Source organism: Rania fehmarnensis (assembly GCF_056494185.1).
Map to the genome: position 1 here is coordinate 4,193,997 of NZ_CM151398.1, position 21,992 is coordinate 4,215,988.

Sequence of the window (21,992 nt, forward strand, 5' to 3'; positions counted from 1 at the left end):
CCCCCTGCCACTAACCCTAAGCACGTGCACACGTCCAATTCGGGATTAGGGCGTGTCCACGTGCTTAGCACTGATGGTTACGATTCCTTACACAGAAATTGCATCGCGGGTTGGCTGACTAGGCCACCCTTGTACCCTGCCAATAACAAACGCCTCGAATATCTCATCCAGGCGCAAATCAATTACATCAAAATCGATGGCCCTGGCGGACAACTGACGGATGGTTTGTCCCGCATTATCCGTGATGATTGCCCAACGATCGTCAAAGCGGCGCACGTCAAGCAAACCCGCCGGCTTCAATTCGGTCAGGTCGCAATCCGACGACAGCATAAATTGCTTGACTTCGTCGCGTATCGATTCGGTCAAGCCAGTACGCACAATCTTGCCACCATCCAGGATGGCCACCGCATCCGCCACCGCTTCGACTTCATCGAGCAGATGTGAGCTATAAAGCACTGTGGCGCCGGACACCTGCAAATGCTCAACTAGATCACGGTTGAACTCCTTACGTGCGATCGGGTCCAAGCCCATGGCTGGATCATCGAGGATAACTATGGCTGGACGATGAGCCAGGGCGAGCCCTAGCCCCAGCTTAACGGACTGTCCCTTCGATAACCTGCCGATTTTGGCATGCCCAGGAATTTCGAAGCGCTCAAGATAGCTGAGAGCTAATTTCGTGTCCCAACTCGGATAAAACGGGGCCAAGAACTTAAACAGTTCAATGGGCGTCATCCAGGCATACATCGTTTGGTCTTCGGCCAGGTACCCAATTCGACTTAGCACTTTGGTCGAACTCTCGACAGGATCCAGGCCATCTAGACGGACTGAACCAGAATCGGCCGGCAATAACCCCAACAGTATTTTGATCGTCGTCGACTTGCCCGCGCCATTGCGCCCCAGTAAGGCCAGCGTTTGACCGGCAGGTATGCTCAGCGAAACATCTTGTAACACTTGTTCCCGACCGAATGACTTGCAAACCCGGCTAATTTCAATGGCCATGTTACTCATGGTTACTTCTCCGCTTGAGTTTGTTCGAGAATCATCGATTTGGCTTCATTGGCCGCGACCGTCAACATGGCACGCAAATCACTGGTGGAGAGACCAAGCAACAACCCACGCCGGACAACGGCTTCGAACTCACGTCGAAATTGTTCCCTTTGTTCTTTAAGCTCAGAGTCGACTATGGAAGCTCGTGCGGGCGGCAATACAAATGTGCCTTCTCCATGCCGCATTTCTACCAGGCCCTCCGCAGCTAGTCGTTCGTAAACGCGGACGATGGTGTTGACGTTGACACCTAGTTCGCTGGCAAGTTGCCGTACAGAGGGTAGGCAACGCCCCGCCTTCAACACCCCGGCCAGGCACTGCGCCCGTATCTGCTCGGCTATCTGCCGTGAGATCGGCGAAGATGACCCTCGTTCGATTCGAATGTACATGGGAGCGCCCCTTCGATCCGTTCCAAATGAAGCAGAGTACACAGTTATAGTACAGTAGTACTGTTGTGTCAAGCTGCTAATTTTGTCACTGAGCGGATTTTTGCATTGGGGAGCTCCGGTTTCTCAGCCGTCAACAGGCTGACCACCCAGTCTGCAGGCAGCTGAGATCAGGACCAGCCAAGTCGCTACTTGAAGCTTGTCGCAAAATCAACCAAGCTACGCATGTCGCAATCGCAAACAGGTCGACTTCAATCGGTGGGAGTAGCCATGATCACGACAGTTTGAAACGACCAATAGCACTGAGGCACGAACGAAAAGCATATGACCGGTTTCAGCCTAAAAGATCACCTATTTAATCGCCCAAAAGTCGAATACCTGGCGACTCTTTTGGTCGCGCATCACCCGGACTTTGCTGAGCGTAAGTTCGTGGCCAGCGTTATGAAGAAACTGCCCGAGTTAGAGCTGAAGCAGCGAATTGTCCTGATCGCCGAGGTCCTCGCGGCTCATGTCCCGACTCATTTTCCAGACGCAGCTGCGCTGATTGTCGGCAGTCTGCCACCACCCTTAGACGAAACCAAAAGCGATGACGATTTTGGCGACTTCATTTTCGCTCCGCTGGGTGAGTTTGTGGTCCGCAACGGATTGCACCGCGAGCATTTGGAGCTTGCTCTTTGCACGCTCAAGGAAATCACGAAGCGGTTCTCGATGGAAGATGCACTACGCGCTTTTCTCCGGCAGTTCCCCAAGGAAACGCTGCGCGAGCTGGCGCGTTGGACCAGCGATCCCAACTACCACGTCAGGCGGTTGGTTAGCGAGTCAACGCGTCCGCTGCTACCTTGGTCAGGAAGAATCAATCTGCCTGCCGAGGCGACGCTCAAGTTACTCGATAAACTCCACGGCGATCCAACGCGCTACGTGACCCGCAGCGTGGCCAACCATTTGAACGATATCGCCAAGTCCAGTCCGGAGTTAGTCATCCAAACGCTTCAGAAATGGCATCAGCAAGCCAAGCAAGATTCCGCAGAGTTACAGTGGATGACGCGTCATTCCCTGCGCACGCTGATTAAACGTGGTCACTCAGACTCGTTGCGTTTACTCGGATTCAATCCAGCTCCTAAGTTAACCATTGGCGCTATCACGGTGGCCCAACCCAGACTGACTGCTGGCGACACGCTCGAGTTCACGGTGGAGATCACGGCCTTGCGCGATGAGTCCTTGGTGGTCGACTACGCCATCGACTTTGTAAAGGCCGGCGGCAAACGGTCGATCAAGATCTTCAAGGCTGCCAAGCTTGAACTGAAAAAGGGCGAGACTCGGATCGTGCGCAAGAACCACAAGCTGCACGCGCAGGCAACGACTTATCAACTCTACCCTGGCCAGCACCATCTAACCATTCAGATCAACGGCCAGTCAGTTGGTACCCAATCATTCACGATTGTCTAGGCCGAGGGCGTTAGCCCCGGTTGCTGCGTCCAACGGCCGTGAACGTTCAATAACCGAGGCCAACGCCGGCTAACGCCTACGGCTTAGTTGAACCAGTTTACATGGACAGCCGCTGCTTTGTCGGATTGTCTCGACGCGGCCCCACTTTGTCAGCCGCGCGCTGACTCCTACTCCCACGCGCAACGACTTCGAGTAGGAGTGCGAGAGCGCGAGCTGAGATGAGGCCAACAATCTAGGGATTCACGGCTCTTTGTGGCGGAGGAGGTGGAGCCGGCGCTACACTGCTGACTCTCCACGTCAAGATCGCTATTAGGGCCATCATCATCAATCCGCCGAGAATGAGCAGGAGGATGCCCACAAATCCGCAGCCGGCTTGCGTGCGAATTTTTCGCGGCGCAATGCTCGAGGGCTCATACGGGTTCGACGAATTAGTGATCTGTGGCGGCTCGTCAGATGCAATCGTAGTCGACTGACGAGCGGACATCACGATGGCGGTGAGTGCCATTCCGATCGACACACCGGCCACAAATACAAAAATCAGAATTGCTAGACCACCGATGGCCATGGTTGATCCGCTAAAAATAGTTCATCCGGCATACCCAGCAAACATTTGCAGTTGCCGTTGCTATCCTACTCCAATATGAAAAGCACATTCAACAGCTACAGCATGGCTGCTCTGCGACAAATGTAGAGAAATCCTCTTGAATTCTAGAACTGCTACGCTCATCATCACTGCCATCGCCCAATTCGTTGGCCATGCTTTGGAGAATGACAATGGCTAAGACTAAACCTGCAGTCCTTCCGCCGGCCGAGGCACTACCGGATGTCGAGTCGGTACCATACGTGAAAAAGTTCAAAACCTCACTCTGCAAGCGATGGTCCTATACTAAAGCTGAATCGCTGTGGGAGATGAGCGATCTGACAGTATTTTTGTGGGCCTTGGAACGTCGCCACGATGCGTTGCGCATCGCCGAGACCGTTATCGTCGCCATACCATCCCCTCCCGAATTGCCCAGAGGACGATTCAACTTCCACATTTGGTCACCCGCTTCCTTACACCATGGGTTGCTCGTTCATTTGGGCAATGGCCAATGGAAGTCACAAATTCAAACTTCGCTCAGTGCCATCCTCACTCAGCCCGGCTTCGCCCGCGATAACCCCGGATATCTGTTGGAGCAGGTTGACCAGGCCAAACAAGTTCTGGCGACGCCGATGAGCACGGAGACTCAAAAGTGGGAATGTCAGAACCTGGCTCGAAACATAGCCCGCCTCACGTTGTTTCTAGAACTCGCCAAAGGCGGTGACGAACTGTTTGAACCCTATGAAGAGGACGCCATCAACTTGATACCACAGCTCGTATCTAAGCTGGCAGTTCGACTTGTAGAGAAGAAGTAGTTAATCAGCGCCACGTTTCTATACCAAGGGAGCGCCAGCTTTGGAACAATCAATTGCCGCGTTTAACGAGCAACTCGGTCCATCTGATAGGGACATTTGTCTAAAACTGGCCGCTTTGATCGACCGCGACTTGTCTGGAGCGACCAGCAAGATTTGGCATGCGCACCCCGTCTGGTTTCTAGATGGCAATCCAATAGTAGGCTACAGTCGACAAAAGCCAGGCATACGCTTGATGTTTTGGAGCGGAGCAGACTTTGAAGAACCCGAGCTAAATGTGGTTGGCCCCAAGTTCAAAGATGCTTCGATCTTCTACAATGGGCTCTCAGAGATCGACGAGGCCGCCCTTGGTCGTTGGTTGAGAAAATCGATTGCGATTCAGTGGGACTACAAGAACATTGTCAAACGCAAGGGCAAGCTTGAAAAGCTAACCTAGCTGGCACCTTGCGGCTTTACGACCATGAGTTCGTTTTACCTCAACACCTACGCTCCGCTGGTGACCACCAAAGCTGGGCGTCATGCGGCCATTAAGTACTCGCTGCCACCCTTCGTTGATGGCTCGATCCGCCGTGAACCCGACTTTGAGCATGAGTATCCCGCCATCAGCTGTCTGGGCCGCGGACGAAATCGCGCTTTGGTGCGGCGACTCAAGAAAGGCGATTTAGTTGCCTACATGCTGAAGAAGGGATGTTATGGCATGGGTTACAAACACCAGCGGCTGGCAGTCGTCTTGCGTGTTATTCTGGTTCACGGGACGCACGCTGAAGGTGCTGCATGGTATCGCCAACAGCGTCTCCGGCTACCGAAAAATTGTATGGTCCCACGCAACCAGGCCTTTCCAATGGCCAAGAGCCATCAAAAACTGCCAAAACGCGTTAAGAATCGAGCCTCGGCAACATTTGATCAATGGGAGGCGGACAATAACCAACGAGCAAAACGCTGGGGAACGTTCGTAATCTGCAAACGCTTGTTTATCAATTTGGACTGGGACGCTCCGGAAGTTTCCGAAGATATGCTGATCACTGCCTTTGGCAAAGTCCCCAGCACCCTCACCCCCAAACGACAGACATTAAAGGCGGGTCAGAGATTGCTCAAGCAACTTGGACTAAGGTAGTTCATCGAGTATGCGTTTCGTCTCTGCGCGGCCACCGTGCGATTTACTAATCACAGACCAATGGACTTTTTGTGATTTGTCAATGACAAAGGTTGCAGGATAAGCAGTTTCGGCAGCCGCATCCCAACGCAGCCCGTAGGACTTGGTGAACACGTAGTCTTTATCGAGCACGAGAGTAAACTGATCAGGCAATTGAACTCCCTTCAGAAATTCCGAGGCTCGCTCATTGAGCTGCTGGCCTTCGCCGGGATAGACCAAAACCACACGAGTCTCGTGTTTTTCGAATTCTTTGGCAGCCGAGATCAAGCTCCCGACCTGTTTGGTGCATAGAGGACACTGATACCCGGGATAGCCACGCAGGACCACTACTACTACAGGTCCGCGCTCAACTAACTTAGACAAGGTCACATCGGCCCCAGCCAGCGAGGGCAGTGTGAAATCGGGCGCTTTATCTCCGACCCGCGGCGTCATCGGCTCTGCTGCCCAAGCCGAACCGGCCAACAGGGCCCCCAACAGACACATACAATTAATCGTTGTCCGATTCATGATCAATTCATCTCCACTATCTTCGGCTAAAGTTGCGTCGCTAAACTTCTTAGACCGTCACGTCGCGCCCGGGTAGGTTCCGTGTATCCTGCCAGACAAGAGTATAGACGTCACCTCAAGCTAAGGTCTTACGTCCCTGGCGAAAGAAAAAAGTCCTTGGGTTTCGTAGGACGGGTCTCCAGGCCCGTCCGCATCCCGATGTTCACGCGACCAACATTGATTAATCTAAAAAATATGGCGGACGGGCCTGGAGACCCAGGGCTTTAAGACTACACACCAGGCATGCTAATATCGATTACCCATTTCGGTTTAGAAACGTGGCCTCCAGCCACCATTCAACGGCAAAGCTACTCGCTCTTACTTAAAATATATGCCCGTAAAGCCCCTGGGTCTCCAGGCCCGTCCGCATCCCGATGTTCACGCGACCAACATTGAGCAATCTAAAAAAAAGATAGTGGACGGGCCTGGAGACCCGTCCTACGTTGGAAGAGTCTGGCGTGCTGTGGCGCAGCCACAGCTTTGATGTACTAACCAAACTGCACCGCAGCCTGCTCGCACCAGTGGCCGCCATTACCCAACGTGCGTACAGGCTGCGATTCAGTCAACGCTTACATCAAAGCGGTGCCTCGGGCACCGCACTCCAAAGGTGCAGCCTGTAAGATAATGGTTGGTTTGCTTACGAACGTGGAGACATCTGTATGAAGACGAGTCTACGACAAGCCGTTGCCGGGCTTTGCATTTGCATTGCGGCGCTTCCTATCAACATGGCGGATGCTTGTAGTCGCGCTGTCTATTTTGGTCAGATGGGACAGACCGTTACCGGACGCACCATGGACTGGCAGGAAGATATGCACACGGACTTGTGGATCTTTCCGCGAGGCCTGAAGCGGGACGGTGGTATGGGCGAGAGAGGTTTTAAGTGGACGAGCAAATACGGCAGCGTCATTGCATCGGTCTACCAGGCAGGAACAGCCGATGGGATGAATGAGAAGGGGCTTGTTGCCAACCTTTTGTTTCTCGTCGAGAGCGAGTATCCCAGTCCTCAGGGTGACAACCGGCCGTTGATGTCGATTTCGGCCTGGACTCAGTATGTGCTCGATAGTTTCGAAACGGTCGATGAGGCAGTTAAAGCACTTCGCAATGAATCTTTCCGTCCGGTAAGCGTGGTGGCGCCCAATGGAGTTGAAGGCAAGATCCACTTATCGATTTCTGATCCGTCAGGCGACTCAGCCATTTTCGAGTACATCCGCGGGAAATTGGTGATTCACCATGGCCGGCAGTTCCAGGTGATGACCAATTCACCGCAATACGACCAACAATTGGCTCTCAATGAGTATTGGAAACAGATTGGCGGAACCGTAATGCTGCCCGGAACCAATCGCGCAGCGGACCGATTTGCCCGCGCGAGTTTCTATGTCAACGCCGCTCAGCAATCGGCTGACTCCAAAGAAGCGGTGGCCGCAGTATTCCGTGTCATGCGCAACGTCAGCGTTCCGCGAGGAATCAGCACGCCCAACCAACCCAATATATCGTCCACCATTTGGCGAACCGTCGCCGATCAGAAAAATCGTGTTTACTACTTCGAGGACACTGCGAGTCCCAGTATCGTGTGGGTCGACTTGAAGCGCGTTGATTTCGCAGAGGGTACGGGAGTTCGTAAATTGGATCTCCATGGAAAATCCGTGATTGGCGGAGACCAAACCGACGGCTTCAAAGCAGCTGAACCTTTCGTTTTTTTGGCTCCCGAATAGCTTTCTAAGAAGCGTGTGCGATAGCTTGCTCACTAATTCTGCTAACGCAAATTCTCGCCCCTTCTGCCAGTCAGAAAACGCCGACAAGGTTTGGGATTGGGCCTTTATAGATTATTCACGTAGCGGCGTCTCTCTGAGACGCCGAATGTCAGTCTCGGAGAGACTGACCTACGTGAGCCGTTCGCCGATGAAGTCCCGTTGTTGCTGAAGGAAGAATAAGCCATGCACAATCCGTTCGCCGAATCAGTCGATGAATCCACCGACAACGAGTTGATCGAACAGTCACTGCAGGGTAGCCAATCTGCTATCGAGAAACTGGTACTTCGTCATCAAGCCTGGATCTTCAATATCGCCTTGCGTATGGTGTTTCATCCACAGGATGCTGAAGAAGTCACCCAAGAAGTTTTGATCAAGGTCATTACGCGGCTCAGTACATTCAATGGGCAAAGCAAGTTCCGCACTTGGCTCTATCGAATCACCGCGAATCATGTGCTGAACATGAAGCGTCGGGGCGGTGAAGCGGAGAATCAGACTTTCTCCAGCTACGCTGACGCGATCAACGGCACGCCTGACCTTGACCTGCCCGATCCGAAGTCGGTACCGGTCGAAGTGCCGCTGTTGGTTGAGGAAGCCAAGCTCTCTTGCACGATGGGCATGCTGCTGTGTCTTGATCGGAAACAACGGCTCGTATTTGTCTTGGCAGAAATATTCGGTGTTAGCGACTCAGTCGGTAGCGAGATCCTCGAGATATCGCCTGACAACTTCCGTCAGTCACTGTCTCGCTCACGCCGCGACCTGTACCAGTTCATGAACAACCAATGTGGTCTCGTTAACGCCAACAACCCGTGTCGCTGCCCCAAGAAGACCAAAGGTTTTATTGAGGCAGGCCATGTCGATCCACACAACTTGAAGTTTTCGTCTTCACATGCCAGTAAAATTCGGAGTGTAGCCGCTGACACCTCTGCTCACATTGACGATGTCTTGGATCAGCAGTATGCGGCGCTCTTTCGCGATCATCCGTTCTTAGAGCCGAAAGACCAGGTTCTTTGGCTGCGAAAAATGCTATCGCAACGTAACATCCGCGATACATTGCACTTGAACTGAAAAAAATGCGACAGGTTTGTCACAGTCCTCCTTCGATGGTGTCAAAAGTGGTAGGAGGACAAACCATGTTCAAACTGCAAGCAAAAACCGCCTTAGTGACGGGTGCATCCAAGGGGATTGGGGCAGGTATCGCTCTAGAGCTCGCCTCAGCTGGGGCATCCGTGGTGGTGAATTACGCGTCTGACAAAAACGGGGCAGAGGCGGTCACGCGTTCGATCAATGGCAGCGGCGGTCGGGCCATTGCCGTACAAGCCGACGTGGCCAACGCTGAGGACGTGATGCGGATGTTCAATCAGGCGGCCAGCGCGTTCGGTTCGATTGATATCTTGGTCAACAACGCTGGCGTGTATCAAGCTATGCCCATTGCAGAGGTTACCGAAGCGGAGTTTCATCGCGAGATGAACATCAATCTGCTCGGCCCTCTGTTGACGATCCGCGAGTCGCTCAAGCACTTCAGTTCCAGTGGCGGCAGCATTATCAATATTGGCTCGGCTGCCTCTCGATCTTTGCCAGCTGGATTCTCGATTTACGCAGCCAGCAAGAGTGGCCTGGACGCCATCACAGGTGTGCTGGCCAAGGAACTGGCCTCGCGAGGAATTCGAGTCAACTCCGTAAATCCAGGGGCCACGCTCAGCGAAGGCACAAAGGAAGCTGGGTTATACGGCGTGGGCAGCGATATCGAGAAGCAACTTGTCAGTATGACTCCCTTGGGACGCATGGGCACGCCACTGGATATCGCGCGAGTTGTCGCCTTTCTAGCCTCAGAGGATTCCGAATGGTTGACTGGAGAAATCATCCATGCAACCGGTGGCCTCTGACAAACATTCAAACTTAACTTCTATCTGGAGAATTTCGATGCCTGCCTACATGTTATTCATTCGTGAGCAAACGCTCGATCGCGCTGAGCTCGAAGCGTATTGGGCCAAGGTTGCAGCCACGCTGGAAGGAGTTCCGATCAAGGTGCTCTCGGCTTACGGTCCACACATGACGCTTGAGGGGCCAGACGTTGAAGGAGTAGTGATTGCAGAATTCCCAAGTGCCGCAGCCGCTCGCCAATGGTACGACAGCCCTGTTTACCAGGAAGCGGCCGCCCACCGACACCGTGGCGCAATCTACCGGGGACTGATTGTCGAAGGGACTCCCACGTAGCGGCGTCTCTCCGAGACGCCGATTTGCCTGTCTCGGAGAGGCTGGCCTACGTGGTAGCGTCTCACGTAGCAGCGTCTCTCCGAGACGCTGATTGAATTCAAGACTGCGAGTCTCGGAGAGACTCGCCTACGTGAGTTGCTTTTGGAAATGGCGGAACGAGCCTGGTTGCAACTGGGCTTCTACTGGATGCTATGAGGCTCTCTCGATCTTTGTAGCGGAAGGCGTCAAGGCTTTCGTACCTGCAACCCCGAAATGCTTGACGCATTCCGCTACCGCTTAGGAGAATACTCGTTTGCCTTCGCGGATAAGTTCAACCACCTGCGAAGGTGTAAAGTCATGCGTCTGGACCTCTTCACCAGTGGCCCAATTGCTGTCGACGTCGTATGCCTCTTTGACCAGAGGCGTGTGCTTTTGAAACTCAACTACTGCTCCTGAAAGAGTGCAAGGAACTGTTGTGGCTTTAGGCACGGTCGCTTCGTCATCATCCGTCCAATACACCGCTCCTTCTGTTTGCCCGGCGATCTCGATGTTGTACATCATCCCGCCCAACACTTGCTTCGCAGTCAGGTTGCCTTGAACCTTTAGCCGGCCACCTGCTTCGCCATCATAGCCAAACAGGACGCCATCGACTTTTACATCGCCAGTTACAATGACCTCCACCCAACCTGTCAGAATAAGGTTCTTGACCTGCAGGTTGCCGTTGACGATCACCAACTGTGGCAACTCTGTCGTAAAGCCACCAGCATCGAAGTTACCGTCGATCGTCAAGCCTCGCTTAAAAATCAAATTGCGTCCCGCCGTTTGAGTAGTCGGGCCTTCTGAGTCGAACGAGATCTTTAAATCACAATTCAGTCGACAGGGTTCTTCATAGACACAGAACGACTGCAATGTCTGAGGCAGATACTCTTCAGGATCGTTAGACAAATATTCTTTGAACTCACTTTTTAGATCTTGCCAGGTAGCGATTGTTGCCTCGGGAACTTTGGGCTCGGTAGTCAACTTCTCAAGTTCCATCCTGATCCTGGCCTGCTCTTTGGAAAACTCGACTTCACTTACTTCGCGGAAACCAAACTCCAATGCTTGTTCAATATTCTCAGCAATTTCTGAGGCCGACATGTCCCGCGATAAGTGCCTGACACCAAGTTGCCCAAGCTTGGCTTCTATGAACTTCATTTCCATTGAGTCTTCCAAGACAGTCAAAAACCTCGCCGAGTGGCTCTCAGTCCAATAGAAGTAGCGCGTCATCGATCCTCTTCCTCTTGTCGAAAGATAAATATCACCGTGTCGTAGGTTCTCTATTGACATCGAAAGTCGGATACCACTTCACTGCTGCATCACATGCCAGCACACGCCTGCTGGGTCGATGAAGTTCACTTCTCGGCCCCAAGGGAACCTGGATCAGGCAGCGGAGGCTGCGTTGACTCGGACAACGCCTTAAATGTGACACTTCGAAAAGATGGAGAGTATGTCAGGACATGCATTCGCGGACAATCTAACTTTCAAGCTTGGCGTCGAGGGTGATGTTGGTGTTGAACAGTTTGGATACTGGGCAACCAGTTTTCGCCTTGTCCGCGAGTTCTTCAAATTTGGACTGGTTCACATCTGGGATTTTTGCAACGAGCGCCAAGTGAATGGAAGTAATCGAGTACCCTTGCTCGACCTTCTCCAGGGTCACCGTTGCCTCTGTTTCCATTTTCTCAGCGGTTAGCTTGGCTTCGCTGAGTATGAGAGCCAGCGCCATCGTGAAACAGCTGGCATGGGCCGCTCCTATTAACTCTTCTGGATTACTACCTTGTTGTCCCTCGAACCGGCTGGCGAATCCGTACGGGTACGATTTCAATGCGCCACTTTCGGTGGATATAGCCCCTTTACCCTCTTTGATTCCGCCCTGCCAAACTACCGAGCCTTTTCGTACCATCTTCATATCAAACTCTCACAGGTGTAAAGGGAATAAATTGACAAGCATGCGCACAAAACCTTTGCCACTTGTCGGTGAAGAGTGCTAGATCTAGCAAATGGAATGCCGAATGATATTAGCATCGGCACGCTAGATCGGTCTCACGTAGCGGCGTCTCTCCGAGACGCCGTTGTCCGCTTCGGAGAGGCGCCACCTACGTGATAAATCACAGCCAATTGGGAGCGACGCTATGATTACCGATCGGCAGAGAAACTCGCGTGAGTAGTCTCTCCGAGACGCCGTTGTCCGCTTCGGAGAGGCGCCACCTACGTGATAAATCACAGCCAATTGGGAGCGACGCTATGATTACCGATCGGCAGAGAAACTCGCGTGAGTAGTCTCTCCGAGACGCCGTTGTCCGCCTCGGAGAGGCGCCACCTACGTGATAAATCACAGCCAATTGGGAGCGACGCTATGATTACCGATCGGCAGAGAAACTCGCGTGAGTAGTCTCTCCGAGACGCCGTTGTCCGCCTCGGAGAGGCGGACCTACGTGGCCACCATACTTCCAAAGCTCACCGGAGAAGTTGCAGCGAAACGCCATGGTGCGATTCCGTTCGATCCGTTGATGGGACTTTGACAGTGCAGGGGATTGATTGCTCTAGGTGCCCATGTGTCTAGCCTGACACAGCGTCGGCCGGCCACTGCAAGCAAATTTGATAACCGTCAGGATCTGACAGATACAGTTGTCGCATACCGTAAGGAGCAATCTTGGGTGCATCCGCCGTTATGCCGCTTTCGATCAGGCTTGCAAAGGCTGCGTCGAGATTTTCACATCCCATATACAGGCAGGTGTCATGGTGAGCATTAGTGCGACTTGCTTCAAGTTTCGCTGGACGCGAATCGCGTTCATAGGCTGTGTTCAACATCAATTCGGCAGCCCCATGTTTCAACCAAACCCAGTCAGCTTCCTCACCCTCGCTGGACTTGGCTACTTCGGAGAAACCGAGTATGTCCCTGTAGAATTTAAGAGAGGTCGGCATGTCGAATACCTGAAGAAGAGGACATAGTCCTTGTAGTTTTATTGGCATTTGAGGGACTCTGCTCTCTGCGAGCGGGCATGCTGTTGTACGTTTCGATTGACGCCTTGCGATTGTTTGTCGCTAGTGGATTCGTAGAACTGTCGCATAGTTTCGAATCGACTTCGAGTGATCTCAGAAGCCATCGGATCATGAAGGAGCACTTCGCGCTCGCCGTCGTATACAGAGATTCGAAATGGCTGATGCAGCTTTTGGGTGACATGGTAGACAGTCAGGTACTCAGCGAGGTCTTCAGTGCGGGCCGAACTTCCGTAGAGTGAAACAAAGGGTGTGCGTCCAAGTGCTGTATACAAATCTTTCATGCGCGACGCGTCCATAACCTTGCCACCTGGTCGAAATCGAATCGCCATCAAGTCTTCGTCCACGTATCGAAAACATGAGGATTGGAACAACTCTGGCGAAATCGCGTATCAAATTCTGACTCTTCATCTCTCAACAGGCAATGTTGGGGGCTAACTTTAAAGTCAACGGAATCTCTTCTAAATTTCACATCTTGGCAGCTGAAACGGACTGCTCCGGCACTAACGTGCGTGTCTCGTTGCGCCGATGACAGACTGGCCAGATCGCGCCCACCGCTGGCTGTGAAACCCTAGTTACAACGTTCCTCTTGACGGCATACTGCTGTCAAGATGTGCCTATTCAGTTTATAGCACCGGTTCACAACGAACATCCGTTTTCACCGAGCTGGCGATGAAGCATTCTTCGTGGGCTTCGTGATGCATGGCGTGAATATCTAGTGTGGACGGAATCTGATCACCGCTGAAGGTCACGCAGGGCCGCAATGTGACCACGGTAATCGACAGTCTACCATCAGCGCACTTCTCCATCACGCCTTGTGCATCGTCACGGTAGATGTTGACGACCAGCCCGCGCTTGGCAGCAATGGACAAGAAGCACAACATGTGACAACTTGACAAGCTCGCCACGAATGCTTCTTCAGGATCAACTGCTGACGCGTCAGAATACGGAAGCGGTACAATGTGTGGCGAAGACGACGCAGGCACGATGCAACCGCCATCGAACTGCCAAATATGGGCGCGGCTGTAACGCTTGTCTGTAAAGATCGCTTCGTTTCTGTGCCACGTGATGGTGGCCGCGTACGTGCCCATAGAAAATCTTTCCTCGATAGGTTGCGATTGGGTCGATTATCAAACTTTAAAGCCACACATCGTTCGGCGCGGTCATGTCCCCACCGACGTCGCCGGTGTTGACGACGCCGCGTGGCTCGATCACCAGCACATGGCACTCTTGGTCCGCAGATGGCTTGTGCTGGATTCCGCGTGGCACCACGAATAATTCACCCGCAGTCAATTCGACAGTCGTCTCCGGGAGTTCGATTTTCAATCGGCCCGCCAACACGATAAACGCTTCGTCTGTTTCCGCATGTTCATGCCAGACAAACTCGCCCTGGACTTTGACTAATTTGAACTGATAGTCATTGAGCTCGGCGATCACTTTCGGCGACCATTGATCCTGGAACTGGCTCAGTTTTTCCCGGAAGTTAATGGAAGTATTAGTCATGCTTTTGAGTCCAGTCGCGCATCAGTTTTCAAGTCACTCAAATTACGGTAGTAACACGTTGTGCTGCACGGTGAGCCATCGGGCATGAGTGCGTAGTTAGGAATGTCACCCACGCGGATCCAATCGAGACGTTCGTAGAGCCGAGCGGCATCTCCGTTGGTGACAGCATCCAGTACGAGCAGTGTTTTGCCACAATCTCGAGCCATCGCTTCTGCTGCCCGCATCAGTTCGGCTCCCAGACCTCGTCGTCGCGCGCGGCGATGGACTAGCATCTTCGCCAGATCGGCTCGATGTGGCTGGTTCTCCGGCAGATCGAGTATCAGTTGCACCGTGCCGCAGATTCCCAGTTCGTCCCTAGCGATAAGTAATGCTCGTTTGCCCGCTGCCACCGCTTGGGCAACGCGACTCCAGAATTCTACGGCTCTGTCTTGAGTGAAGGGAGACATGAAGCCGACCGAAGCCCCGCCCTCTACGCAATCGGCCAACACAGCGCACAGACCTTGAATGTGCTCGTCGGTCAGTTCCACAAGTCGCTCGATGAGGTGCTGATGCATCACGTTTTTCTCCTGGAAGTGACTTCCGTCACTGAGGCCACTAGATAGCGAGCAGGCTTACGTGTCGGATTCTCAAAGACGTTGGTCCCCTCCATCTTCACGGCCAGGCAATCGCCCGCCTTGAGGCGATGACATTGGTTTTCGAAAGTGATGTCGATGGTTCCCTCTAGCATTACGAACTGATGATAGATCGCCACGTCGCGTCCTTGGCTTTCAAAAACGACGCGGGCTTTCGCTGGAAACTCGATCTCCACCAGTTGCAGCGGCTGTGGCACATGCGGTGGCGACAGATTTCTTCGGACATATCCCGTCTCGGGATCACGCCACTGAGCTTGACAAGCACGCCGCTGAATGGGTTCACTAGGAACCTCGGTTTCAGCAGCCGCTTCGAACAACGTCGCCAGCGTCACGTTCAGACCGACAGCCAGTCTTTCGAGAATCACCGCCGTGGGACTGCTTTGAGCACGTTCTATGAGCGACAACATCGACCGACTGACCCCGGTTTTCGCAGCCAAAGCATCTAGCGACAAACCCGCCGCCGCTCGCAACCGCCGGACTTGCCCCGCAATTCGTTGATTTATATCACCTGTAGTTTCCAACATGATGGACACTATTGTCCATGCTCGTGGCTCCGTGTCAAGAGAACCTCGCGAAGACGTTCCACGTAGCGGCGTCTCTCCGAGGCGCCGATGTCCGCCTCGGAAAGGCGGACCTACGTGGGTAAGCCGACGGCGTTAGCCGCGGTTGACCGGTAGTGCATTAATCCGTTGTGACCAAGTTGTTCGCGTTAAACATGTTCGTCATCTTTGATCTTTAACGGTCCGATGAACAACACGATTGCCGCAATCGTCCCAAGCACAAGCCCAGCTCCCCAGCCGACAGTCTCAGCTCGCTGGAAGAAAAAACCTTGGAGATCGTAGACGCCAGCCCAAAAGAGCCCCGTTCCCAGGCCAATCATTCCGCACGCCCAGAAGCGTAAAATCAGCGGCCGATTCCATACCGCGAGAAAGGTCAGCGTGAGCGCAATAAACCCTGGTAGAGCAGATCCAAATGTCGGGGCAGTCGCAAATGCTGCCACGACTGCAGTTGCGATAAACAGGTCGGATAGTCTCGCGCGATCACTCATACTCACTCCTGCCATCTCTGCCTCAAGTAACTTTCCGACATGTTTGGACCAATGCATAGGGCGGGTCATACATTCATTCTAGCGTTCGCAAAAACTCTCGTTAGTTTCACGACCGTCAGTACAGCCAAAGCACAGCATGCGCAGATGCGTTCATGCTTGGTTATTTGGCAGCGTAATGCCAGAATGCTGCGTTGGAACGATTTTCTTTCCCTCCGCGTTGTATCGAATGGACAAACGGCCATCCCAACCGCTGTTGATGCAAATGCTACAACTCCAGCAGGTTCCCGTCGAACATTCGCAAAACGCCACGGGTTTACCATGCATCCTCAAACTCGTGGCGCTGACAACAAAGGTGCAAGGGATGGTGGACCGAGGAGACGCGATGCTTGATTCACAAGTGATGGCCTGTTACCTTTGGGGCGCAACGGGAAATCACTTTTTTGAAGTTTCCCTCTGGCCGGGAGCAACCCAGTGCCCGGCCGCGGTTTGTAGACTTGAGAACGTACAAATAGGTTGTTGGCCGTTACTGGAGAGTCAGACAATGACTGAGCGTTTTATGGCTTCCAATTTGCCGCGGTCAAATAAGTATAATCCTGAATGGGTTCTCGAAAGCGCAAGCGGGGGTGCCAATTCTATTTGGCTCGTTGATTGGCTGGCATCTGACCTTGATCTTAAGTCCGGAATGAACATCTTAGACTTGGGATGCGGACGCGCGGCGTCATCAATCTTTCTGGCGAGGGAATACGAGGTAACGGTTTGGGCTACAGATTTGTGGTTTGATCCGACGCAGAATTTGAAACGTATCCGTGATTCAGGTTTTGATCGCAACATCTATCCCATCCACGCTGATGCGCGTACATTGCCGTTCGCATCGGAGTTCTTTGACGCGATCGTATCGATCGACGCTTTTCCTTACTTTGGCACCGATGATCACTATTTGAATTATCTGGCACGGTTCGTAAAGCCGGGTGGAACAATTGCCATCGCGCTCGCTGGCTTCGTAAACGAGATCGAAAGCGAAGCTCCCGACCATCTTACGAAGTGGCTCGAGGCTGAGCCGTCTTTGTGGTCGATGCACTCTGCGGGTTGGTGGCGTCACCATTGGGAACGGACTGGCGCTGTTACTGTGGAGATCGCCGATTCTATGCCCGATGGATGGCGGCTTTGGCTTGAGTGGATTCAAACCATTGCTCCGGAGAACCGTCTGGAAATCGAAACCCTTGAAGCCGATAGTGGCCACTACCTCGGGTACAACCGTGTGATCGGTCGCCGTCGGCCTGATGCTTGTCTAAGTGATCCAATCCTATCAGTGCCCACGGACTATGTGCACAAGCCGTTACTGCGGCGCAGCGAGTAACTGTGACAGCAGGAAGACCGCCGATAATCAGTTGGCGATCAATGAATATTAGCATTGCGGAACAACGTTTGCTTCTCTCGATCTGTATGGACCTGCTGAGATCAGGTTTACTGAAATCCTTACTATCGGAGGCGCGATGATGGCACAACCCAAGAACTCAAACTCATTACCTAATCGTGATCGTGCAGACGAACGTAATGAAGACCCGTTGACTGGCGAGCCAGGTTCTCACCCTGTGGGTACCGGTCTGGGCGCTGCAGCGGGTGGAGCAGCAGCAGGGGCAGTGGCGGGCGCTGTCGGCGGGCCAGTGGGAGCAGCAGTGGGTGCGGTTGTCGGCGGAATTGCGGGTGGCTTGGGCGGCAAGGCAATCGCTGAAGGCATCGACCCGACCGTTGAAACTGATTACTGGCGGACCAACTACGCGAGCCGTCCGTATGCACAAACTGACCTCGACTATGAACAGTTCGAGCCTGCATATCGTGCTGGGTGGGAATCGTACGATGCGAATTCGCGATTTGAAGATAGAGAAAGCGATCTTCGGAGAAAGTGGGAAGCAGAAAAAGGCGAGACCAAGCTAACTTGGGACAAAGCGAGGTTTGCGACCAAGGACGCGTGGGAACGCGTCGCTAGTTCGTCGCGAAAGCGAACATAACGGTCTGCGAAATTCAATTCTGAACGAACGCGCCCCGGCATTTGCTTGGGCGTGTTCTGTGTTTCGCACTCCCTGGCCAAAGAAGATCACGGAAGTATTGTGCGACTCTCGTTTTGAAGCTGTGAACACGGTCGATGGTGGCGCGAGACTTGTATCGTCAGGGAAGAGTTGCAAATCTCTTTTGCTAATCATCACACGAGTACCCCGCGACACGATCGAGCGAATTCATGAGCACTACGTCAGCATCCGACGGCGTCATGTTGGCTTTCCAGCAGGCATTTCGGCCTGAGTTGGAAGCGGCCATTCGTTCGTATGATCTTCCTGTGGATGCGCGTGTTCTCGACTCGCCGTGCGGTAATGGATTTTATACTAGCCTGCTAGCGCGACACATGCGGTCCGGCGCGCTCATTGCGGCTGACCTGTCCCCAGAGTGCTTGACGAATGCTCGAAACGCCGTGCAGCCTATCTCGACGACGCTGGCCGTAGAGTTTTATACAGCCAACGCTTATGACCTCCCGTTTGACGATGGCTCGTTTGATTTTGTATGGTGCGCTCAGAGCTTCATTACGTTGGATGACCCTCTTAAAGCCCTGCGAGAGCTCGCCCGTGTATTGCGCCAAGGTGGCCAGGTAGCGGTGCTTGAAAGCGACGAGTACCATCATGTGTTGCTACCGTGGCCCGTCGGCTTGGAGCATGTCGTGCAGCGGGCGGTGCGTGACGAGTGCGAACATCGGTATGGGGACGCAGCCAAGTTCGCCCAGACGCGCAATCTGCGGGCCGAGTTTCGCGATACTGGACTAAAGCCAACGGTCAGACGCACTTTGGCCGCCGACCGCTCGAGTCCATTCGACCCCGCAACTCGTGAGTTCTTGACTCGACACCTTAGGTACATGCTGAACTTCGTACACATGGAGCTGAAGCCCCGCGAGACCGCCCAATTGAAAAAAGCGACCGACCCCAATGATCCATGTAGCCTCATCAACAGCCCCGATGCGGAATTGACTTGTATCTGCTCGATTTCGCACGCCATGAAGAAATGACAGCTCTCTAAGTAATGCGTCCACGTCGCTTCAGTGCGCGTCGAAGATGGCGTGAGAGGCGTCTACATGTGCTTGCATCCCGACAAACTCACTCACTGGTCTGTCGCGAAACTCGATTAGTGCGATTCACACTGGTTCTTGCATCGGCTCTCCACCGACCTTGGTCGGTGGAAGCCAGACTTCTTTGGCTAGCCGCACAAGTCAGTGGTTAACCGAGTCGACCTCGGTGGAGCCTCAACTGAACAGGATGTCTGCCAGAACGATAGATACCAACTTCGGTGACCCTTAAGGTGTATCGACGCGTCAATGTATCGCGGCGATCGTGCTTACACAAATCGGGAGCGCATGCCCTTTCGCGAATCTCGTACAAGTAGTCGGCTGTGTTAGTCGTTGGATCCGTAGCCTAACACCTTGTACATCCAGTCGTAGAATTGTCCGTATCCAGCGTAGACTCCTGCAGACCTCAAGATAATCTCAGTCAATGGATGGTTGTCAGATTGGCGCACAAGGCGCTCAAGGCAGGCAGCCACCAATGGCCCTAATGTAGCCACCATGGCGATGCACTCAAGGCATAGTACCAAGCGACTCTTCCCGGTCAGCAACCAGAGTATGACAGCCAGCGGCACCCAGAACAAAAGCTGATGACCGAGAAAATAAATCGCGACGTGGTCGTTGTGCATCGCGAACCATTCTGACTTCCTTGGTACTGCTAGCCACACAGCCAGTAGCGTCGTGATCACCAGCAGCGACCAGATCGAAAAACTTTTCTTCGGTGTGACCGGTTCAACAATCGGTGCATCCCCGGTGGAATTATCGTTTAAGAGCATGATCTTGGTCACTGTAACTAGCAAGCTTCACGAGAATCGCCAACAAGAGGTGAGGGGCACTTCGATAGTAATTGTCGCCACCCGATTCCTTGATGGCGCTCATGGCGTTCATCAATTTGTACGCTGGTCCGTCCTCTCGATACATCATCTTCCCTAACCCAGAGAGATTGATTACCAGTTCAGTCTGCTCGGAACAAACCGTTTCCGCTTTCTTCATCGCCTCGATCCAATACGGATCTAGCTCCCATTCATACTCTGATTTGCTCATGATTCTCTTTCCAACGCTGCCTCGATTGACGTCTTGCCTAGTTTGGCCCAGTGGTCATGATACCACTGGCGTTTCTAACCCGAGCGGAAAAAATAGCGCCGAGCCAGCATCGACTGGTACTTCGGCAATCGTCACACCAGTTGCGGCTCGGTTGATTTCCATTGATTTGAAGGTATCTAGTCGCTACTTTTAAAGCAGCGATGCAAGAGAACCTTGATCACTACGTGCCGGTGGCCAGGGGCAATCGCGTAAAATGGCGAACACAGCTTGAACCACAGTCAGTTCCGTATTCGAAGTCCTAAGACGAGGGCCATGAAAGTGAAACGCGATTGATGCCGGAACAACCCAACGAGATACATCAACGAATTGAGGAAGTTTATCGCTCTGAAGCGCGGCGAGTGTTCGCGACCTTGGTACGGCTTCTGCGAGACTTTGACCTCGCCGAAGAAGCTTTGCACGAAGCCTTTGCCGCTGCGCTTGAATGCTGGGTGAGGGAAGGTATTCCCGAGAACCCTCGCGCGTGGCTGGTTTCAACGGGCCGATTCAAAGCGATTGATGTTTTGCGAAGGCGCGGGCGGCTAGATGAAAGGAAGCTGGACATTGCCGAGCGAATGGAGGAGATCGCCACGTCCAATGCGATGCGAGCCGGCAAGGAGATCGAAGACGACCGACTGCGGCTCATCTTTACGTGCTGCCACCCGGCGATTGATGCGAAAGTTCAAGTGCCACTGACGCTGCGCGAGGTTTGTGGATTGACCACCGAGGAAATTGCCAGCGCATATCTGACGGCACCTTCAACAATGGCACAGCGGCTAGTGCGCGGGAAGGCCAAGATTCGGGATGCGGGAATTCCGTTCGTCATCCCATCGCGGGCGGATTTGCCGGAGCGGTTGGAAGCTGTGCTCTCAGTGATCTATTTGGTCTTCAATGAGGGTTATTCCGCGTCGTCAGGCGACGCACATACGCGAGCAGACCTGTCGAGCGAGGCAGTGCGGTTGGCTCGTCTGATGTTGGAGCTGTTGCCCGATCCGGAAGTGATGGGGCTGCTGGCACTCATGCTGTTACACGAATCCCGCCGCGAGGCACGCACCAATGCCGAGGGTGATATTGTGCTGCTGGAAGACCAGGATCGTCGTCGCTGGAACCGTGCGATGATCGACGAAGGCAAGCGATTGATCGAACAGTCCTTCGCATCGCAGTGGCTGGGAGCCTATACCTTACAAGCTGCGATCTCTGCTGTTCATGCCGATGCGGCGACTCCCGACGACACCGACTGGCCCCGCATTGTTGGTCTTTATAATGTTCTGTTGCGAGCCGCACGATCTCCGGTCGTGGAACTCAATCGCGCCGTGGCCGTCTCGAAGCGTGATGGTCCGCAAGCGGGGCTCGAGCTGATTGACGCGATCCTCTCACGCAACGAACTGGTCGAATACTATCTGGCGCATTCGGCTCGCGGCGAGCTATTGCGGCAACTGGGAAACATTCGGGCAGCACGGCAAGCGTTTGAGCGGGCCTTGTCGCTGACTAAGCAGGAACCTGAACGTCGGTTCCTCACACGCAAGTTGCAGTTGCTCGCTGAGGAATGAACTTTGTCAAAGCCAGCGCCAGCCTCGCCCACAGTATTGAAGGCGAATAAACGCGATTTTGTCGATGCAGGCCTTTCTCGTTCGATAACTAGGTGAACGGCTCGAATGTCCACGGCCTTTGAGCATCATGGA

General features: G+C 53.4%; 27 protein-coding genes. 12 read left to right on the forward strand and 15 right to left on the reverse strand.

From position 1 onward, the window contains the following. Window positions 1-87 precede the first annotated feature (87 nt). Both SH573x_RS14040 and SH573x_RS14045 read right to left on the reverse strand, forming a co-directional pair. Window positions 88-1,008, reverse strand: a complete 921-nt coding sequence (locus SH573x_RS14040; protein WP_479356006.1) for an ABC transporter ATP-binding protein — start codon at window positions 1,006-1,008, stop codon at window positions 88-90. A 2-nt stretch (window positions 1,009-1,010) separates the two neighbouring features. Further along, on the reverse strand, window positions 1,011-1,433 hold the full coding sequence (locus tag SH573x_RS14045; protein ID WP_479356008.1) for a GntR family transcriptional regulator: 423 nt from the start codon (window positions 1,431-1,433) through the stop codon (window positions 1,011-1,013). Window positions 1,434-1,754: 321 nt separating this feature from the next. On the opposite strand from SH573x_RS14045, the gene SH573x_RS14050 reads away from it, so the two are divergent. Next, the gene (locus SH573x_RS14050; protein ID WP_479356010.1) at window positions 1,755-2,876 is read left to right on the forward strand and encodes a YhaZ family DNA alkylation repair protein; all 1,122 of its coding nucleotides are present in this window, start codon (window positions 1,755-1,757) and stop codon (window positions 2,874-2,876) included. A gap of 232 nt (window positions 2,877-3,108) precedes the next feature. Here SH573x_RS14050 and SH573x_RS14055 read toward each other — a convergent pair whose 3' ends face one another. Then, window positions 3,109-3,441, reverse strand: coding sequence for a hypothetical protein (locus tag SH573x_RS14055; RefSeq protein ID WP_479356011.1), 333 nt, complete (start codon window positions 3,439-3,441; stop codon window positions 3,109-3,111). A 209-nt stretch (window positions 3,442-3,650) separates the two neighbouring features. Here SH573x_RS14055 and SH573x_RS14060 point away from each other — a divergent pair, with 209 nt between their 5' ends. The 3 genes from SH573x_RS14060 to SH573x_RS14070 are packed head-to-tail and all read left to right on the forward strand — an operon-like array spanning window position 3,651 to window position 5,382. Beyond that, window positions 3,651-4,271 carry a hypothetical protein gene (locus SH573x_RS14060; RefSeq protein ID WP_479356013.1) on the forward strand — a complete coding sequence of 207 codons (621 nt, stop codon included), beginning with the start codon at window positions 3,651-3,653 and terminating at the stop codon, window positions 4,269-4,271. A gap of 40 nt (window positions 4,272-4,311) precedes the next feature. Further along, a complete protein-coding gene (locus SH573x_RS14065) occupies window positions 4,312-4,704 on the forward strand; it encodes a DUF1801 domain-containing protein (RefSeq protein WP_479356014.1) in 393 nt (130 codons plus the stop codon). Window positions 4,705-4,728: 24 nt separating this feature from the next. Beyond that, entirely contained in the window at window positions 4,729-5,382 is a 654-nt protein-coding gene (locus SH573x_RS14070; protein ID WP_479356016.1) for a hypothetical protein, read from the forward strand. On the opposite strand, the gene SH573x_RS14075 is transcribed toward SH573x_RS14070, so the two are convergent. After that, a complete protein-coding gene (locus SH573x_RS14075) occupies window positions 5,374-5,928 on the reverse strand; it encodes a peroxiredoxin family protein (RefSeq protein WP_479356018.1) in 555 nt (184 codons plus the stop codon). The two genes, SH573x_RS14070 and SH573x_RS14075, sit on opposite strands and share 9 nt — an antisense overlap. 698 nt (window positions 5,929-6,626) lie before the next feature. Between SH573x_RS14075 and SH573x_RS14080 the strand changes: the two genes are divergently transcribed. The 4 genes from SH573x_RS14080 to SH573x_RS14095 all read left to right on the forward strand — a co-directional run bounded on the left by SH573x_RS14080 (window position 6,627) and on the right by SH573x_RS14095 (window position 9,932). Beyond that, window positions 6,627-7,679: a linear amide C-N hydrolase gene (locus tag SH573x_RS14080; RefSeq protein WP_479356020.1), complete on the forward strand. Its 1,053-nt coding sequence runs from the start codon at window positions 6,627-6,629 to the stop codon at window positions 7,677-7,679. Window positions 7,680-7,901: 222 nt separating this feature from the next. Next, window positions 7,902-8,783 carry an RNA polymerase sigma factor gene (locus SH573x_RS14085; RefSeq protein ID WP_479356021.1) on the forward strand — a complete coding sequence of 294 codons (882 nt, stop codon included), beginning with the start codon at window positions 7,902-7,904 and terminating at the stop codon, window positions 8,781-8,783. A gap of 65 nt (window positions 8,784-8,848) precedes the next feature. Beyond that, a complete protein-coding gene (locus tag SH573x_RS14090) occupies window positions 8,849-9,601 on the forward strand; it encodes an SDR family NAD(P)-dependent oxidoreductase (protein ID WP_479356023.1) in 753 nt (250 codons plus the stop codon). Window positions 9,602-9,638: 37 nt separating this feature from the next. Next, complete coding sequence (locus SH573x_RS14095; protein WP_479356025.1) at window positions 9,639-9,932, forward strand: DUF1330 domain-containing protein; 294 nt, start codon at window positions 9,639-9,641, stop codon at window positions 9,930-9,932. A 276-nt stretch (window positions 9,933-10,208) separates the two neighbouring features. Here the strand turns inward: SH573x_RS14095 and SH573x_RS14100 are convergent, their stop codons facing one another. The 9 genes from SH573x_RS14100 to SH573x_RS14140 all read right to left on the reverse strand — a co-directional run bounded on the left by SH573x_RS14100 (window position 10,209) and on the right by SH573x_RS14140 (window position 16,130). Beyond that, window positions 10,209-11,177, reverse strand: coding sequence for a hypothetical protein (locus SH573x_RS14100; protein ID WP_479356027.1), 969 nt, complete (start codon window positions 11,175-11,177; stop codon window positions 10,209-10,211). A 247-nt stretch (window positions 11,178-11,424) separates the two neighbouring features. Beyond that, window positions 11,425-11,856, reverse strand: a complete 432-nt coding sequence (locus tag SH573x_RS14105) for an OsmC family protein (RefSeq protein ID WP_479356028.1) — start codon at window positions 11,854-11,856, stop codon at window positions 11,425-11,427. Between the two features lie 650 nt (window positions 11,857-12,506). Beyond that, the gene (locus SH573x_RS14110; protein ID WP_479356030.1) at window positions 12,507-12,920 is read right to left on the reverse strand and encodes a VOC family protein; all 414 of its coding nucleotides are present in this window, start codon (window positions 12,918-12,920) and stop codon (window positions 12,507-12,509) included. Then, window positions 12,911-13,279 (reverse strand): hypothetical protein, encoded by a 369-nt coding sequence (locus SH573x_RS14115; RefSeq protein WP_479356032.1) that lies wholly within the window; start codon window positions 13,277-13,279, stop codon window positions 12,911-12,913. Before SH573x_RS14115 ends, SH573x_RS14110 begins: the two co-directional genes overlap by 10 nt. A 294-nt stretch (window positions 13,280-13,573) precedes the next feature. Continuing rightward, entirely contained in the window at window positions 13,574-14,038 is a 465-nt protein-coding gene (locus tag SH573x_RS14120) for an OsmC family protein (protein ID WP_479356034.1), read from the reverse strand. Between the two features lie 46 nt (window positions 14,039-14,084). Next, window positions 14,085-14,450, reverse strand: a complete 366-nt coding sequence (locus SH573x_RS14125; RefSeq protein ID WP_479356036.1) for a cupin domain-containing protein — start codon at window positions 14,448-14,450, stop codon at window positions 14,085-14,087. Beyond that, window positions 14,447-15,004: a GNAT family N-acetyltransferase gene (locus SH573x_RS14130; RefSeq protein WP_479356037.1), complete on the reverse strand. Its 558-nt coding sequence runs from the start codon at window positions 15,002-15,004 to the stop codon at window positions 14,447-14,449. Before SH573x_RS14130 ends, SH573x_RS14125 begins: the two co-directional genes overlap by 4 nt. Beyond that, window positions 15,004-15,606 (reverse strand): helix-turn-helix domain-containing protein, encoded by a 603-nt coding sequence (locus SH573x_RS14135; RefSeq protein ID WP_479356725.1) that lies wholly within the window; start codon window positions 15,604-15,606, stop codon window positions 15,004-15,006. The genes SH573x_RS14130 and SH573x_RS14135 overlap by 1 nt, the downstream gene beginning before the upstream one ends. A gap of 185 nt (window positions 15,607-15,791) precedes the next feature. Beyond that, on the reverse strand, window positions 15,792-16,130 hold the full coding sequence (locus tag SH573x_RS14140; protein WP_479356039.1) for a hypothetical protein: 339 nt from the start codon (window positions 16,128-16,130) through the stop codon (window positions 15,792-15,794). A gap of 256 nt (window positions 16,131-16,386) precedes the next feature. On the opposite strand from SH573x_RS14140, the gene SH573x_RS14145 reads away from it, so the two are divergent. From SH573x_RS14145 to SH573x_RS14155, 3 genes are all read left to right on the forward strand, one after another. After that, on the forward strand, window positions 16,387-17,487 hold the full coding sequence (locus SH573x_RS14145; protein WP_479356041.1) for an SAM-dependent methyltransferase: 1,101 nt from the start codon (window positions 16,387-16,389) through the stop codon (window positions 17,485-17,487). A gap of 136 nt (window positions 17,488-17,623) precedes the next feature. Next, entirely contained in the window at window positions 17,624-18,139 is a 516-nt protein-coding gene (locus SH573x_RS14150; protein WP_479356043.1) for a hypothetical protein, read from the forward strand. A 227-nt stretch (window positions 18,140-18,366) separates the two neighbouring features. After that, complete coding sequence (locus tag SH573x_RS14155) at window positions 18,367-19,179, forward strand: class I SAM-dependent methyltransferase (protein ID WP_479356045.1); 813 nt, start codon at window positions 18,367-18,369, stop codon at window positions 19,177-19,179. A gap of 383 nt (window positions 19,180-19,562) precedes the next feature. Here the strand turns inward: SH573x_RS14155 and SH573x_RS14160 are convergent, their stop codons facing one another. Both SH573x_RS14160 and SH573x_RS14165 read right to left on the reverse strand, forming a co-directional pair. Further along, window positions 19,563-20,018 carry a hypothetical protein gene (locus SH573x_RS14160; protein WP_479356047.1) on the reverse strand — a complete coding sequence of 152 codons (456 nt, stop codon included), beginning with the start codon at window positions 20,016-20,018 and terminating at the stop codon, window positions 19,563-19,565. Continuing rightward, entirely contained in the window at window positions 19,990-20,274 is a 285-nt protein-coding gene (locus SH573x_RS14165; RefSeq protein ID WP_479356049.1) for a hypothetical protein, read from the reverse strand. Before SH573x_RS14165 ends, SH573x_RS14160 begins: the two co-directional genes overlap by 29 nt. 332 nt (window positions 20,275-20,606) lie before the next feature. On the opposite strand from SH573x_RS14165, the gene SH573x_RS14170 reads away from it, so the two are divergent. Further along, complete coding sequence (locus SH573x_RS14170) at window positions 20,607-21,860, forward strand: RNA polymerase sigma factor (RefSeq protein ID WP_479356051.1); 1,254 nt, start codon at window positions 20,607-20,609, stop codon at window positions 21,858-21,860. Window positions 21,861-21,992: the final 132 nt, after the last annotated feature.

What these genes read in the sequence shown, in the direction of transcription:
- SH573x_RS14090 (WP_479356023.1), top strand. Translation starts at nt 8,849, where the DNA reads ATGTTCAAACTGCAAGCAAAAACCGCCTTAGTGACGGGTGCATCCAAG.
- SH573x_RS14115 (WP_479356032.1), bottom strand. Translation starts at nt 13,279, where the DNA reads ATGGCGATTCGATTTCGACCAGGTGGCAAGGTTATGGACGCGTCGCGC.
- SH573x_RS14040 (WP_479356006.1), bottom strand. Translation starts at nt 1,008, where the DNA reads ATGAGTAACATGGCCATTGAAATTAGCCGGGTTTGCAAGTCATTCGGT.
- SH573x_RS14170 (WP_479356051.1), top strand. Translation starts at nt 20,607, where the DNA reads ATGCCGGAACAACCCAACGAGATACATCAACGAATTGAGGAAGTTTAT.
- SH573x_RS14135 (WP_479356725.1), bottom strand. Translation starts at nt 15,606, where the DNA reads ATGTTGGAAACTACAGGTGATATAAATCAACGAATTGCGGGGCAAGTC.
- SH573x_RS14150 (WP_479356043.1), top strand. Translation starts at nt 17,624, where the DNA reads ATGATGGCACAACCCAAGAACTCAAACTCATTACCTAATCGTGATCGT.
- SH573x_RS14165 (WP_479356049.1), bottom strand. Translation starts at nt 20,274, where the DNA reads ATGAGCAAATCAGAGTATGAATGGGAGCTAGATCCGTATTGGATCGAG.
- SH573x_RS14085 (WP_479356021.1), top strand. Translation starts at nt 7,902, where the DNA reads ATGCACAATCCGTTCGCCGAATCAGTCGATGAATCCACCGACAACGAG.
- SH573x_RS14145 (WP_479356041.1), top strand. Translation starts at nt 16,387, where the DNA reads ATGCAAATGCTACAACTCCAGCAGGTTCCCGTCGAACATTCGCAAAAC.
- SH573x_RS14105 (WP_479356028.1), bottom strand. Translation starts at nt 11,856, where the DNA reads ATGAAGATGGTACGAAAAGGCTCGGTAGTTTGGCAGGGCGGAATCAAA.
- SH573x_RS14155 (WP_479356045.1), top strand. Translation starts at nt 18,367, where the DNA reads ATGAGCACTACGTCAGCATCCGACGGCGTCATGTTGGCTTTCCAGCAG.
- SH573x_RS14130 (WP_479356037.1), bottom strand. Translation starts at nt 15,004, where the DNA reads ATGCATCAGCACCTCATCGAGCGACTTGTGGAACTGACCGACGAGCAC.
- SH573x_RS14055 (WP_479356011.1), bottom strand. Translation starts at nt 3,441, where the DNA reads ATGGCCATCGGTGGTCTAGCAATTCTGATTTTTGTATTTGTGGCCGGT.
- SH573x_RS14100 (WP_479356027.1), bottom strand. Translation starts at nt 11,177, where the DNA reads ATGACGCGCTACTTCTATTGGACTGAGAGCCACTCGGCGAGGTTTTTG.
- SH573x_RS14125 (WP_479356036.1), bottom strand. Translation starts at nt 14,450, where the DNA reads ATGACTAATACTTCCATTAACTTCCGGGAAAAACTGAGCCAGTTCCAG.
- SH573x_RS14080 (WP_479356020.1), top strand. Translation starts at nt 6,627, where the DNA reads ATGAAGACGAGTCTACGACAAGCCGTTGCCGGGCTTTGCATTTGCATT.
- SH573x_RS14045 (WP_479356008.1), bottom strand. Translation starts at nt 1,433, where the DNA reads ATGTACATTCGAATCGAACGAGGGTCATCTTCGCCGATCTCACGGCAG.
- SH573x_RS14095 (WP_479356025.1), top strand. Translation starts at nt 9,639, where the DNA reads ATGCCTGCCTACATGTTATTCATTCGTGAGCAAACGCTCGATCGCGCT.
- SH573x_RS14050 (WP_479356010.1), top strand. Translation starts at nt 1,755, where the DNA reads ATGACCGGTTTCAGCCTAAAAGATCACCTATTTAATCGCCCAAAAGTC.
- SH573x_RS14075 (WP_479356018.1), bottom strand. Translation starts at nt 5,928, where the DNA reads ATGAATCGGACAACGATTAATTGTATGTGTCTGTTGGGGGCCCTGTTG.
- SH573x_RS14120 (WP_479356034.1), bottom strand. Translation starts at nt 14,038, where the DNA reads ATGGGCACGTACGCGGCCACCATCACGTGGCACAGAAACGAAGCGATC.
- SH573x_RS14110 (WP_479356030.1), bottom strand. Translation starts at nt 12,920, where the DNA reads ATGCCAATAAAACTACAAGGACTATGTCCTCTTCTTCAGGTATTCGAC.
- SH573x_RS14140 (WP_479356039.1), bottom strand. Translation starts at nt 16,130, where the DNA reads ATGAGTGATCGCGCGAGACTATCCGACCTGTTTATCGCAACTGCAGTC.
- SH573x_RS14070 (WP_479356016.1), top strand. Translation starts at nt 4,729, where the DNA reads ATGAGTTCGTTTTACCTCAACACCTACGCTCCGCTGGTGACCACCAAA.
- SH573x_RS14060 (WP_479356013.1), top strand. Translation starts at nt 3,651, where the DNA reads ATGGCTAAGACTAAACCTGCAGTCCTTCCGCCGGCCGAGGCACTACCG.